Annotated in this window: 13 protein-coding genes; 2 read left to right on the top strand and 11 right to left on the bottom strand. The window is 60.9% G+C overall.

Translation table 11 applies throughout. The features are described 5' to 3' along the window. Positions 1 to 68: 68 nt before the first annotated feature. From PCO31010_RS18925 to PCO31010_RS18945, 5 genes are read right to left on the bottom strand one after another with little or no spacing between them, the layout of a single operon-like run. Positions 69 to 1,055, bottom strand: a complete 987-nt coding sequence (locus PCO31010_RS18925; RefSeq protein WP_150665636.1) for an aromatic/alkene monooxygenase hydroxylase subunit beta — start codon at positions 1,053 to 1,055, stop codon at positions 69 to 71. A 12-nt stretch (positions 1,056 to 1,067) separates the two neighbouring features. Then, entirely contained in the window at positions 1,068 to 1,382 is a 315-nt protein-coding gene (locus PCO31010_RS18930; protein WP_150665637.1) for an MmoB/DmpM family protein, read from the bottom strand. Between the two features lie 19 nt (positions 1,383 to 1,401). Continuing rightward, on the bottom strand, positions 1,402 to 1,737 hold the full coding sequence (locus tag PCO31010_RS18935; protein WP_150665638.1) for a monooxygenase system ferredoxin subunit: 336 nt from the start codon (positions 1,735 to 1,737) through the stop codon (positions 1,402 to 1,404). 7 nt (positions 1,738 to 1,744) lie between these two features. Continuing rightward, complete coding sequence (locus PCO31010_RS18940; RefSeq protein WP_150665639.1) at positions 1,745 to 2,005, bottom strand: toluene-4-monooxygenase system B family protein; 261 nt, start codon at positions 2,003 to 2,005, stop codon at positions 1,745 to 1,747. Between the two features lie 25 nt (positions 2,006 to 2,030). Continuing rightward, positions 2,031 to 3,536: a ferritin family protein gene (locus PCO31010_RS18945; RefSeq protein ID WP_150665640.1), complete on the bottom strand. Its 1,506-nt coding sequence runs from the start codon at positions 3,534 to 3,536 to the stop codon at positions 2,031 to 2,033. 481 nt (positions 3,537 to 4,017) lie between these two features. Between PCO31010_RS18945 and PCO31010_RS18950 the strand changes: the two genes are divergently transcribed. Beyond that, entirely contained in the window at positions 4,018 to 4,488 is a 471-nt protein-coding gene (locus PCO31010_RS18950; RefSeq protein WP_150665641.1) for an ester cyclase, read from the top strand. A 64-nt stretch (positions 4,489 to 4,552) separates the two neighbouring features. Here the strand turns inward: PCO31010_RS18950 and PCO31010_RS18955 are convergent, their stop codons facing one another. After that, entirely contained in the window at positions 4,553 to 5,170 is a 618-nt protein-coding gene (locus PCO31010_RS18955) for a LysE family translocator (RefSeq protein WP_150665642.1), read from the bottom strand. Positions 5,171 to 5,405: 235 nt separating this feature from the next. Between PCO31010_RS18955 and PCO31010_RS18960 the strand changes: the two genes are divergently transcribed. After that, positions 5,406 to 6,665, top strand: coding sequence for an ABC transporter substrate-binding protein (locus PCO31010_RS18960; RefSeq protein ID WP_150665643.1), 1,260 nt, complete (start codon positions 5,406 to 5,408; stop codon positions 6,663 to 6,665). 43 nt (positions 6,666 to 6,708) lie between these two features. On the opposite strand, the gene mdtD is transcribed toward PCO31010_RS18960, so the two are convergent. From mdtD to PCO31010_RS18985, 5 genes are all read right to left on the bottom strand, one after another. Beyond that, positions 6,709 to 8,154 (bottom strand): multidrug transporter subunit MdtD, encoded by a 1,446-nt coding sequence (gene mdtD / locus PCO31010_RS18965; protein ID WP_150665644.1) that lies wholly within the window; start codon positions 8,152 to 8,154, stop codon positions 6,709 to 6,711. 192 nt (positions 8,155 to 8,346) lie between these two features. Beyond that, positions 8,347 to 8,904 carry a FlxA-like family protein gene (locus PCO31010_RS18970; protein ID WP_150665645.1) on the bottom strand — a complete coding sequence of 186 codons (558 nt, stop codon included), beginning with the start codon at positions 8,902 to 8,904 and terminating at the stop codon, positions 8,347 to 8,349. A gap of 121 nt (positions 8,905 to 9,025) precedes the next feature. Beyond that, positions 9,026 to 10,903 carry a glycoside hydrolase family 15 protein gene (locus PCO31010_RS18975; protein WP_150665646.1) on the bottom strand — a complete coding sequence of 626 codons (1,878 nt, stop codon included), beginning with the start codon at positions 10,901 to 10,903 and terminating at the stop codon, positions 9,026 to 9,028. A gap of 386 nt (positions 10,904 to 11,289) precedes the next feature. Then, positions 11,290 to 12,537, bottom strand: a complete 1,248-nt coding sequence (locus PCO31010_RS18980) for a CaiB/BaiF CoA transferase family protein (RefSeq protein ID WP_150665647.1) — start codon at positions 12,535 to 12,537, stop codon at positions 11,290 to 11,292. Position 12,538: 1 nt separating this feature from the next. After that, the gene (locus tag PCO31010_RS18985) at positions 12,539 to 13,342 is read right to left on the bottom strand and encodes an enoyl-CoA hydratase/isomerase family protein (RefSeq protein WP_150665648.1); all 804 of its coding nucleotides are present in this window, start codon (positions 13,340 to 13,342) and stop codon (positions 12,539 to 12,541) included. Positions 13,343 to 13,449: the final 107 nt, after the last annotated feature.

Here is a 13,449-nt window from a genome sequence, read left to right on the forward strand (position 1 = left end):
CCAGCTTTATCCCGCGCCTCACGGTCGTGGCTCATCCGAAGCCGTGTTCAATCCCGGCCTTCTGGCCCTCAGAAGCCGATCGAGCGCCTGAAGTTGCGCGTTGCGACGCTCGCCTCCACGCCCGCGCCCGGTACATCGGGGAGCGCCGCGCAGTAGGCCTCGATGGCCTCATCGGCCATAGATACCCATTTGTCCAGCCACCCAGCAATGACGGCGCGGTTTGTCTCCTGCTCCAGCGCCATTGCCACCAGCTTCACAGCCCAGCGATGCTGTCGCTGGGCATCGGCCAGTTGAGCATCGGTCAACAAACCCAACAGGGTATCCCCGTTATTTCTGCCGGCTTGCCCAAGGCCGCGCAACACCGCTTCTTCTACCGCAGGCCGAACGACCAGGTTCAGCGCCACGAAGCTTTCGCCCCAATCCCAGGCGACGAGCGCCTGCTCGATAAGCCGACGCCAGCCCTGCCACGCGAGATCCTGCTCCCAATACCGGCGCTCGTCGCGACCGAAACCGAGATCCTTGAACGTGTACGACAACTCCTTAGTCCGATAGGCGGTGTGCGTCACCCAACGAAAAGAGTCGGCCATCTGGAAAACTGCACAGTTCGCGATGGTCGACGCGGGGGCGATATGGGCCAAATAGCCGGCCCCCATCTGCAGCGCGTGAAATAGGAAGCGCGCCGGCGTATAGAGTCGCGCCAACGTCTCGGCCCACGGATGCGCCAGCAAGGCATCGTGACCTCGGGTTGAGAACTGATCCAGCAGCCCATAAACGTAGGTCTCCTGCCCATCCTGCAACAGGTTGTAGGTGCGATAGACGGTCTCGTCCGGATCTCGAAATGCCCCCCAGTTCGGATGCGTCAATGCGCCCGCGTTGCGATACCGCTTGAACCACTGCGCCGTGTCAATGTTTGAGTCCAGCTCAAACGGCGCCTCGGGGTTGGCAAGGGTGAAGATGAGGTTGGTCGAAACGACCTCGTATTCGCTCGGTTTGCGTCGCCGTTCCGCCAAATGACTCCAGGTCTTCAAAGGCTTCAGGACTTCGGAATGTTCCATTCTTGCTTCTCCTTAAAGCGTTTTTTTGTAATAGAAGCGGACATGATCGTCGTTTGTCTCGATGTTGCCTGCAAACGAGCCGAGATTGACTTCCAGTTCCGCCATTCGGAATGGACGGCCAAGGGCCGCCTCCACAGTGCTGCGGCGCAGGATCAACTCCACCTCGGCGCCGATCCGTACGTAGGCGCCTCTGTCATCGACGCGAATCGTTTTGCCTGGATTGTCTTCACGCGCAGCCTCGATGATTCCGGCCGTGATGTCGCTGGCCCGAAGTACCGGCCCGACCCAATTGTTGCGCTTTGGGCTGCTCGCTTTGTCGATAGTCATGACGGGGTCCTATCCAGGTTCAGGAATGAGAAAATCGGGGCTCAATACCATCGACAGCCACCAGAACGTCATCGCCGTCGAGCTTGAGCGTGTATTCGGCAAGCTGGCAATCGTCGGGATTGATGCCTTTGCCGGTATTAGCGTCGAAAGTCCATTGATGGGCCGGACATTTCAAAGTGCGACCGTCGAATTGCCCCCCTGCGAGTCGGAAACCCTGGTGAGGGCAGATTCCCTGGAAAGCGCGCGGCGTCGACCCTTCCGGCCAGACCAGAATAATCACGTGGCCTTGCACCGTGACATCGATCAGATCGCCCTCCCAGAAGTCATCGAAGGAGCAAACCTTCTCAAATTTCATAATCGACTCACTGGTCGCAAAAAATAAACTCGAGCGCGTCCATCGGCTTGATATCCGTTTCGCTCAACTTTGCCTGACGTGGGTAGAGCGCGTCGCTGCCTTGCCGTCTCACCCTGATGACCTTGCTCGGTTGCGGCGCAACCCGTCGACCAACAGAATGATGGCCCGCCTCCGCCGCTACTTCATCCATGGTGTGTTCTATATCCACAAGGACGAGCTGCAATACGACGTCGCCTTGAAAGTTGGAAATGATGGGAAAAGTCGCCATGTGTACGCTCCGTTTGCTTTCGACCTCAAATAGCCTGCTTGACGTAGGGGTTGTCGCGGTAGGCTTCGACCCAGGCGTAGTTGTGCGCGTCATCGCCCATTTCGCCGGGGGCTATGCTCATATACTTGAGAGTACCGTTCAGATCGGGAGGCTGAATCTGGCCAGCGAGCAGCCGGTCCACCAACGAAAGATGATCTCGATAGCGCGTCGGGTCTTGTTGAAAAACCCACCGATCGATTTCCGAACCAAAATGGTAGACACGGCCGTTGTAATCAAGCGGATGGTCCTTTAGGTTCCATCCGTTGCCCGGCATCGCGCATATCGGCAGTTGGCTCATGTTGCAGACGACCGGCATCACCTCGGGCAATGTCAACTCGCGTTTACCGGCGAGCAGGTTGTCGATAATGACGTCCCAGGCTTTTCCGAACGTGTCGTTCCAGCCCGGATACTTCTCCTCGAGCCAGTCACGGCACTCATGCGTTACGCCCGCCGCCGGGTTCCACCAAACGATCGGACGCCAAAACCAAGTACAAAGTTGGTATGCATGGTGCTGATATTCGCACTCAGCGATCATTCGATCCCAATACCATGGCAAGGACAGGCCAGACTCGAGGAGTGAGCGTTCAAATTGCCCGAGGATCCACTCCTGAACAAACTCCTTGAATGATTGTTTCCGGTGTTCCAACGGCGTCCAATAGTCCATCGAGTTGCCGGATAGATAGCAGAACTGGCGCCACATGCGCGCGAAGGCAACGTCCACGAGTTTTTGCGCGTGGGCCTTATGGCCATTGGCAATCAGTATCCGTACCACCGGCTGGCCGATCTGCGCGTGGCGAGCCTCGTCGGTCTGAATACTCGAGATCAAGTTCGCAAAGCTGAAATCGCCGACCTCAGTTGCATCGGCGGCCAGGCCGAGGAACTGCAGATTGGAAAAAGCCGTCTCGAATGCCAACGTCAGCGTCACTGCGGCCTCTGTCGCGCTACGTGCGAGCGATATATCGTCACCGCCATGGCGCACCGCGATGGCAATCGCCTGATTCGTGTGGCAGGCCTTGAGCGCCCAATCGAACTGCCGGTCTTTCGGGCAATAATCGTGCGAAAAATATAATTGCAACTGCGTGTGCCGCATTTCATCGAGCACACCGAAGGTTGCCATGTTGCGCATGCCGGGCGCTCGCCCGAATCGGACGATTCGCCCATTCGTGCACAAACCGGTGTACTCCAGAAAAATAGCGCAGCCGTAGTGCGCTTTCACAAGCGATAACCAGCCAGGCTCCGCTTCGTCCAGCATGCGGCTACGCTCTAACGCCGCCCTCACTGAGTAAACACCGGCATCCTTTTCTCGTTGGAGGCGCACGTACTCCGGGTATGAAATCTTGTACGGCTCATCATAAATTTCCCAATTTTCCATTGGAATACCTTGATCACCGGTCATGACTTCCGGAAAAAGCTCGGACTCAGGGACATACGTTGGTGTCCAGTTCGTCGATCGGGCGATGTCATACCATTCCGCGCGCTCTAGCAGTGCCATGGCTCAATATGGGCATTTCCCGATCGAGAGGGTTTCGCGAGCAAAATCCAGAGAATTTTGATCTTCATCACTATTGCCTTTTGCCGATCCCCAACACAATCTTTCTATACCCAATCCTTTTAAAAGGTCAGTCAATATAAATTGGACTATGAAAATCCGACTTATTCACGTGAGCTCACGCGATTCGAAGTTCCATTAATTTCTCAATTGCCATGAGAATGAATGCTAGTACAGCGAACGCCACCATCCCGCCCGCGAAACGCGTTTTTGGGACATTCGTGAGATTTCATTGGTTCGCACTGATCAAGTGCGTTATAAAACGAGGTCGATTTCAATATTTTTTTTGTAACCCACTTTAAAGCGCCACAGTCCCAAATCCGAAACCCAACGTCGGTCCGTATGGAAGCGACGACTATGCTGCTATTCGGGCCATCGAGTAGTAGCGATGATCCTTCCGAAACCAACTGTGAGGACCTTTCCGATGAGCAAAGAAGAGCAGAACAAGGGTGTCGTCCGTCGCTGGATGAAGGACTTCTGGGGCGAGAATGTCGATATTTCGGTGGTCGAGCAACTCGCGGCGCCGAACATGCGAATCAAGTATTCGTTGCTCAAGCAGGGCGCCTGCGGTCGAGAGGGGGTCAAGAACTTCCTCGCCGGCTGGCGCGCCCTGTTCCCTGACTCGAAATTCGTGTTAGACGATTTGATCGCACAAGGGGACTACGTCATCACGAAGTGGAATGGTGGGGGCACCCACACGGGACCATCATTCGATGGCTTTGAAATGGAGTGCTGTTTGCCCGCTGCAACTGGCCGCAAGCTCCACTTCACTGGCGAATCCGTGTACAGGGTGATCGACGGCCAGATCGAGGAAGAGCTCGGCTTCGACGATGCTGTGAGCGCGATGACCCAACTCGGGCTGTTCAAGGCGACCGCTAGTAAACACGACGGTTGATGCCACGCGAAACGACGTGCCCGTAGCGAGCTAAGTCCGATTACGACCGGCAGCGGGCACTTGATTAACGTAATGCCTGTCGGATGCCCAGCGCGATCATGAGCCCGCCACAGGTCAGGTCGATCCATGCCTTCACGCGGCGATACGCCGTCGCAATCGACGCGTGCGACAGCACGAGCGCGACGGCCCCGTACCAGCACGTCGCCGATGCACCGACGGTCGCCAGCATGGCGAAGAACGTCGGCGTGGATACGTGGGTGGGCACCGCCGAAGAAAACACCGCCGCATAGAAGGCGATGGACTTCGGGTTGGCGATATTGGTGGCGATGCCTTGCACGAACGCGCCGCGAAACAGTAGCGCCTTCGGTGGATGACTTTCGGCCGAAGGGGTCGCCCGCGCCGACACGACGAGCCGCAGCCCGAACCAGACCAGATACGCCGCGCCAACCAGCTTGACGCCGACGGCGAGCCACGGGAAAACCGCGAACACCGCGCCGAGACCCAGCATGGCGCACGTCGCCCAGAACAAATTCACCGTCACGATGCCAGCGACGAGCGCGAGCGCATCGGCACGGCCGCCGGTGACCGCCTTGTGGGTGATGGCGACGAAGTTTGGCCCGGGGATGACCACTGCGACCATATAGATACCAAAGACCGTCACAACAGCAGACCAATCAACCATTTGTCGCCCCAGTGGGTTGTAGTTGTACAACACGCGCAGCCGCTTGCCCAGCCAGCATTCTGCGGTAATTCGCCGCTGACCGCGCTGGGTGGCAAAAAATTACGCATAGATTCCGATCATTACGGATTGCGCAATCGATTACGTGATGTTTAAGATGTTCGAGACTCGCCGCACACGTCCTCCGGCAGAGATGGGCGGCGGCGGGTCGTCATAACTCGAACATTGGAGACAAGCCATGCCCAGCATTACCGGCCTTAGCGGTCATTTGCGCCGTACGATTGCCGTCGCCGCGTCGTTTGCCGTTGCTTCCCTCGTCGCCCTTCCTTCCCCGGCGCAAGCCGCCGCAATCTCCGACGCAGTCGTGAAGATCGGCGTGCTCACCGACCTGTCTGGCGTGTCTAGCGACAACGCGGGCAAAGGCAGCGTGCTTGCCGCCACCATGGCCGTCGACGACTTCTCGCACGATCGCAAAGTCCTCGGCGTGCCCATCGAACTGGTGTCCGCCGACTCCCAAGGCAAGACCGACACCGGTGCGACCATCGCCCGCGAATGGTACGACCGGGGCAAAGTCGACATGATCACCGACCTCACGTTCTCGAACGTGGCGCTGGCCGTCGACCGGATTGCCGACGAAAAGAAGAAGATCGCGCTCGTGACCGGCGCGGGATCGTCCGCCATCAGCAATGAGCAATGCACGGCGCACAGCGTGCAATGGATGTACGACACGTACGCGCTGGCGAACTCGACCTCGCAGGCGTTGCTGCGTCGCGGTCTGAAGTCGTGGTACTTCATCACCGCCGACTACGCGTTCGGGCAGGCGCTGGAGAAAGATGCGAGCGAGATCCTGACGCGTCAGGGCGGCAAGGTCGTCGGCTCGGTGAAGCACCCGGTGAACTCGCCGGACCTGTCGTCCTATCTGCTGCGCGCCCAGACGTCCGGCGCGCAGGTGATCGCGCTGGCCAACTCCGGCACCGACACCCTCAACACCGTCAAACAGGCCTCGCAGTTCAACATCATTCAGGGCGGCAAACAGGTATTCACGCCGCTGCTCTCGCTCATCACCGAAATCCACGGCATGGGCCTGAAGAACGCGCAGGGCATGATCCTCACGAACGGGTTCTATTGGGATCAGGACGACCGCTCGCGCGCCTTTGCACAACGCTTCTATGCGCAGCATAAGAAGATGCCGACGATGATGCAGGCCGCCGTGTATTCGGCCGTGCTCAACTATCTGAAGGCGGTTCAGGCGGCAGGCACCGACGAGGCGGACGCCGTGATGGCTAAACTCAAGTCGATGAAGATCGACGACCCCGTGATTCGCAACGGCCAGATCCGCGCCGACGGCAAGCTGGTGCACGACATGCTGCTGGTGCAGGTGAAGACGCCTGCCGAGTCGAAGTCGGAATGGGATCTGTACAAGATTCTGGAGACGATTCCGGCCGACAAGGCCTTCGCCCCGCTGGCCGATTCGAAGTGCGCGCTGGTGAAGAAGTAAGTGGCGACTGAGCGTCAGCCAGCTTGATATGGGGGTTTGACGCTCAGCGCTTGAGATCGGTGGCAGACGCGGTATGGGTCTGACCACCGTCGTGCGACGGCCCCGCCGCCGGATCTTCCACGCGACGGAACACCAGAGCAGAGGCCAGCGTAATCAGTCCGACGCACACGAACGTCATGCGAAAGCCTGCGACGGTGCCGCCTACGCCAAGCTCCCCTGCCTGTCCCGCCAGATGACCGAACAGCGCCAGCAACTGGCCACCGATGGTCACGCCCAGCCCGAGGGCGAGCATCTGCGCCATCGAGAACAGCCCGTTGCCCGCACTCGCACGACGCGTGCCGAGATCCTTCAGCGTCACACTGTTCATGGCCGCGAACTGCATCGAATTCGCCCCGCCGAACACCGCCAGTTGCACGAGTCCCAGCCAGATCGGCCAACCCGGCCCGAACAGCGCGAAGCTCGCAATTGAGCCGCCGACGACCGCCGTATTCACCATCAGAAAACGCGTATAGCCGAAGCGCACCACGAGCGGCGTGACCATGCGCTTGACGACGATCCCGGCGAGCGCCACCGGCAGCATCATCAACCCCGAAGCCAGCGGGCTGTAACCCATCGCCACCTGAAGCAGCAGCGGAAGCAGGAACGGCACGGCACTGCTGCCGATGCGCGCGACCAGATTGCCCAGCAAGCCGAGACTGAAGCTGCGCGTCTCAAACAGTTCCAGCGGGAACAACGGCGCAGCGCGACGGCGAGCGTACGGCCAGTAGCCGAGCGTCGTCGCAACGCAAAGCAGCGCGAGGACGGCAGACGGCGCCCATCCAGCCGCCGAGAACGGATGATCCAGCGCAAGCGTGAACGACACCATCGCCACCGACAGCAAGGCGAACCCGCCCCAGTCGAAACTCGTATCGATGACTTCGTCCTTCGCGGGACGCGGCAGGTAGTGACGCACGGCGAGGCTGCCGATCAGGCCGATGGGCACATTGATGAGGAAGATCCAGTGCCACGACGCCACCTGCACCAGCCAGCCGCCCAGCACCGGGCCGATCATCGGGCCGACCTGCCCCGCAATCGAGACGAAAGCGAGCGCCGCCAGGTACTCGCCAGCCGGGAATGTCCGCAGCACGGCAAGACGCCCGATGGGCAACAACATCGAGCCGCCTGCGCCTTGCAGCACCCGCGCGACTACGAGTTGCGGCAGCGTGTGCGCCATCGCACACGCAACCGAGCCGAGCACGAACAGCAGGATCGCCACGAAGTACACGCGTCGCGTACCGAAGCGGTCGGCCAGCCATCCCGACGCGGGCGTCAGCATGGCCATCGTGAGCGAGTAGGAGACGACCACTGGCTGCATGCGCAGCGGGTTCTCGCCAAGACTCGCGGCCATGGCAGGCAGCGCCGTATTGACGATGGTCGTATCGAGCGCCTGCATGAAAAAGCCCGCCGCGACAATCCATAGCAGGGCGGTGAGCGTCTTGTCTTGCTTCATGCGGCACGGGGACGAGGCGCAGCCGTCAGCCGGACCTCAAAGATGAATTAAGCGAGAGCAGAATTTTAGCGCGCTTCGGGTACGCGGATCGTTGCATGTTTTGCAGCAATCGATCCGTCCGGCGCATCACTGCGATGAGAAAGATACACAGAGATGCGTCGGACAAAAGCGTTTGCGCGACCGTCAGGAACGTCAGGCGGTCGTGTTGACGTTGTTGCCGGTGGCCTTCGTCGGGGCCATGAGCGCGAGAATCTGCGCCTGAATCGACATGGCCTGAGCGGACAGCGCGTTTGTCTGCTGGAGCTTGTCCTCGGGCGGGAGACGGTCGTTGGTGCGCACCGCGTCCAACTGCTTCATCACCTTCGCCAGCATTTCCTTGAGCTTGCGGATCGTCTGCGCCTTGATGTCGTCGCCAGAGCCGCCGTCCGTCGCGGACAGCGCCTGCCCCTGCTGCTTGGCGCTTTCGTTCATCGAGCGCAGATCCACCAGCGTCTTGTCGCCCAGACGGCTCACGCCGTTGTTCTCAGCGGTGTCGGTGTTGGTCGTGGCATCGGTGTTGGCAGTGGCCGGTTTGGCCGCGTCGTCGGCACCGGCCGACTTCGTCGAGGCTGCCTGATTGACGGTGCCGGTAGCGGCTGCCGTTTTGGCCGCCGCCTGCGCCTTGTCCGCCTGCTGTTGCTGGATATGCGACTGCCAGATCTCCAGCATGCTGGACGTGGCGTTGCCCTTGGTCGGAATAATGATCGTCATGGAGCGAGGGGTCTCCGTGGAAATGGGGGAAATGAGAGAAAGTAAGGATTCGAAAGTATTACGGCATATTTCACGAAATCCTTTAATTCCCTACATTCCCCCTACGAAACCCACCCTTCCGTCAGGCTCTGACCGCTTTATCCGCGCGATAGCCCACATGCTCGTAGCGCGCTTCGTCGTCGGTCTCTTGCACATCGGCGTCGTCGGCGCGGTCGTCGTCGGCGAGTGCATCCAGACGAATCGCCGCATGCACGAGCGCGATATGCGAGAACGCCTGCGGGAAGTTGCCGACCTGACGCTCATGCGTGGTGTCGTATTCCTCGGCCAGCAGACCGACGTCGTTGCGCAACGACAGCAACCGCTCGAACAACGCCCGGGCATCGCGATGACGGCCGATCATCACGAGGCAATCGACCATCCAGAAGCTGCACGCGAGGAACGCGCCCTCGCCTGCGGGCAACCCGTCGTCGACGCGGCTCGTGCGGTAGCGCTGCACCAGCCCGTCGCGCATCAACTCGCGCTCGACCGCCTCGATGGTGCCGATCACGCGCGGATCCTCCGGGGGCAAGAACCCCACGAGCGGAATCATCAGCACGCTCGCATCCATCTCCGACGAGCCGTACGCCTGCATGAACGCGTTGCGCTGCTTGTCGAAGCCATTGGCGCAAACATCGGCGTGAATCTCCTTGCACAGCCGACGCCAGTGATCTACCGGTCCCGGCAAACCGAAACGCTCGGCCGACTTGATCGCGCGATCGAACGCTACCCAAGCCATGACCTTCGAATACGTGAAGTGTTGACGGCCGCCACGCACTTCCCAAATGCCCTCGTCCGGCTCTCGCCACACGGTTTCGAGATGCGCAACAAGCTTCGTCTGCACCTCCCAGGTGGCGTCGACCGGCGGCAATCCGCCCAGACGAGACTGATGCAGCGCGTCCATCACTTCACCGTAGACGTCCAACTGCAACTGCCCCACCGCACCGTTGCCGACCCGCACCGGCTTCGCGCCTTCGTAGCCCGGCAACCAGTCGACTTCCCATTCCGGCAAACGCCGCTCGCCGGACAAGCCATACATGATCTGCACTTGCGACGGCGCACCGGCCACCGCACGCACGAGCCAGTGACTCCAGTCGTTCGCCTCGGTGTAATAGCCGCCGAGCATGAGTGCCTGTAACGTGAGCGTGGCGTCGCGCAGCCAGCAATAGCGATAATCCCAGTTACGCTCGCCGCCCAATTGTTCCGGCAGCGATGTCGTGGGTGCCGCGACCACACCGCCCGTCGGCACGAACGTGAGCGCCTTGAGCACGATGAGGGAGCGACGAATCGCCGACGACCATCGTCCGTCGAGCTGACAGCGATTGGCCCAGGTGCGCCAGTAACGTTCGGTATCGGTGAGCGCCGCGAGCGGATCGATTTCGCGGGGATCGGCGTGATGCGACGGCACGCGCGACAGCACGAACGGCACCGTCTCGCCCGCCTTCACGTCGAAGCGCGCGCGCAGGCTGCCCGGCACATCCTGAATCTCGACAGGCGTGCGCATGACGACCTTGTCCGGCCCGGCGATAAGACGCATGCCAGGGCCGGTCGGATCATCAGCATCGAGCGGACGCGACCACGGCACCGATGCGCCGTAATCGAAGCGCAGGATCAGCTCCATCGACATCGTCACCGTGCCGTGCACGCCTTTCACCAGACGCACCAGGTCAGCAGCACCATCGCGCAACGGCATGAAGTCGATCACGGCGACGCAACCTTCCATCGTCTCGAAACGCGTCTCGAGAATCAGCGTGTCATCGTGGTAACGGCGCGTGGAAGTGGCGTGCGGATCTTCGGGGGCGATTCGCCAGCGGCCATGCTCGGGGCCGCCGAGCAACGCGGCAAAGCACGCCGGGGAATCGAAGTACGGCCAGCAGAGCCAGTCGATGGAGCCGTCGCGCGCAACCAGCGCGGCGCTTCGGCAGTCGCCAATCATTGCGTAATCTTCAATACGTGCCGGCATGCTCACCTCGCGAACAGGAGAGGACCAACGCCCCCGATGCCGTCACGGTGCGCGACGTTGTCGCCAATGACCGGGGGAGCGCAAGCGTATGAGGCTCAATGGTACGCGTCTCGCGGACGCAGGACCACCGTTCGGGCAATGCAATGGGCGAATTGCCGAGGATTCTGCCAGGGGTCATGCCTTCCCTCCTTACGACGTTGCGTCGGGTCGGATTGATCGGGACTGGCGACCGCCTCCACTTCGCGCGCATCGTCGAGAAATGAAGATATCGCCGGCCAGTTCAAAAACCGACCGGCGACCGGGAGGGAAGTTCGCTTAAATTGCCGCTCGGTGACGTTTCGCGAGTCAACTCGCGGAGAATCCGCACTGCAGCAGCCAGGCATACATCATGCCGTCACCGTAGCGCCCTCTTCCAGCGCATGCACCGCTCCTTGCGCGATCAGGGCGCGAACATGCTCGGCATCGAAGCCATATTCGGCCAACACCTCGGAAGTGTGCTCGCCCAGACGCGGTGCAGGCCCACCGGTACACTTCGGCGTCTCCGAGAATCGAATCGGCAGGCCGATGCTGCGGGTTGGGCCATCGAGCGGATGCTGCGTTTCGACCACCATCTCGCGCGCCACGATCTGCGGATGCGACACGGCCTCGGAAATCGGCAGCACTGGCCCAACCGGCAGACCGACCGCGTCGAGGCGTTCCACCCAGCGCTGCGTCGTATCGCGCATCAGATAGGCGGTGAGGCGCTCGACGAGTTCGTCGCGATGGGCGGTGCGCCCTGCATTGGTGGCGAAGCGCGGATCACCTGCGATTTCCGGCGCGTCGAGTACTTGCAGCAGACGTTCGTAATTGGCCTGATTCGCAGCACCGATGTTGATCCAGCCGTCTTGTGTGCGAAACGCCTGATACGGCGTGCTGGTCGGGTTGGCGGAGCCGAACTTCGGCGGATTCTCGCCGCTGGCGAAGAAGTTTGCCGCGGCCCAGTACATCTGCTGAAAACCCGCTTCGAGCAGCGACGTATCCACGATCTGGCCTTGCCCGGTGCGCAACCGGTGCGCGTAAGCGGCCGAGATGCCGAGCGCCGCCAGAATGCCCGCGTTGATGTCGGCAATCGGCGAACCGGCCTTGATCGGCGCCTGCCCCGGTTCGCCTGTCACGCTCATCAACCCCGACAGGCCCTGCGCGATCAGATCGAATCCGCCTTTGTCCGCGTAAGGCCCCGTGCGTCCATAGCCCGAGATGGAACAGTAGATCAGCCCCGGATTGGCTTCGCGCAACGTGTCATAGCCGAGTCCCAGCTTTTCCATCGTGCCCTTGCGATAGTTCTCGGTGACGACGTCGGCACTCGCGAGCATCTTGCGCAACACGGCCTTGCCGCCGTCGGTCTTGAGATTGAGCGCGATGCCGCGCTTGTTGCGGTTGAGCATCATGAACGACGCCGACTCGCCGTGCGAGAGGATCGGCGCGAAACGGCGCGCGTCGTCGCCTTCCATCTTCTCGACCTTGATGACGTCGGCGCCCATGTCCGCGAGCATCATCCCGCACACCGGGCCGGACATGATGTGCGACAGCTCGATCACCTTGACGCCCTGCAACGGGCCGCCCTTCTTTGCCGTATCTGCTTTCGTATCGGTCATCTCAGCGGCCCTCGAATACCGGCATCGTCTTCGCAAGGAACGCACGATAGCCCGCCTGAAAGTCGGCGGTGCCGAAACACGCGAACCCTTCGTCGATCTGCGCGGGCGTGAGAGGCTTGCCGCTCACCAGCTCACGCACGAAGCGCTTGTGCCAGCGCGCGACAAGCGGTGCACCGGCGGCGATGCGGTCGGCCGTGGCGAGCGCTTCGCGGGTGACGTCGCTATCCGCCACCACGCGTGTGACAGCCCCGATGCGCAGCGCCTCCTGCGCATCGAAGATGCGGCCTTCGAGCAGAATCTCCAGCGCCTTGGTCGGGCCGAGCAAGCGTACGAGGCCGGACAACTCCGCATGCGCCATCACCAGACCGAGTTTGTTGATCGGTGCGCCGAAGCGACTCGACTCGCCACAAATGCGGATGTCGCACGACGCCGCAATCTCCATGCCGCCCCCGACGCAGATGCCATGAATCATGGCGACGAGGGGCACTGGGCAGTTCGTCAGCGCATCGAGCGTGCGATGCATGAGCGCGCCGTACGTTCGCGCCTGCTCCACGTTGGCGCGATCGGTCTCGAACTCGGCGATGTCGTTGCCCGGCGCGAAGGCCTTTTCGCCTGCCCCACGCAACACAATGCAGCGCACGTCAGAAGACTCGGACAACGTCAGAATCGTGTCGCCCAACGCCTGCCACATCGGCTTGGTCAACGCATTGAGCTTTTCGGGACGGTTGAGCGTGACCAGCGCAATCGCGCCGTGTCGCTCGGTCAGAACGGTCGATGTCACATTGCCTCCTGGAGTCGCCAACATGTATGTAACGTCGGCGGATAACGATTTTTGGTATACCAATTTTTCGTTAACGATAGAAGCAGACACCTTCAATTGACAAGCAACAATCGAATAAATCAGGGTTAACG

Source organism: Pandoraea commovens (assembly GCF_902459615.1).
GTDB classification, from domain to species: Bacteria; Pseudomonadota; Gammaproteobacteria; order Burkholderiales; family Burkholderiaceae; genus Pandoraea; species Pandoraea commovens.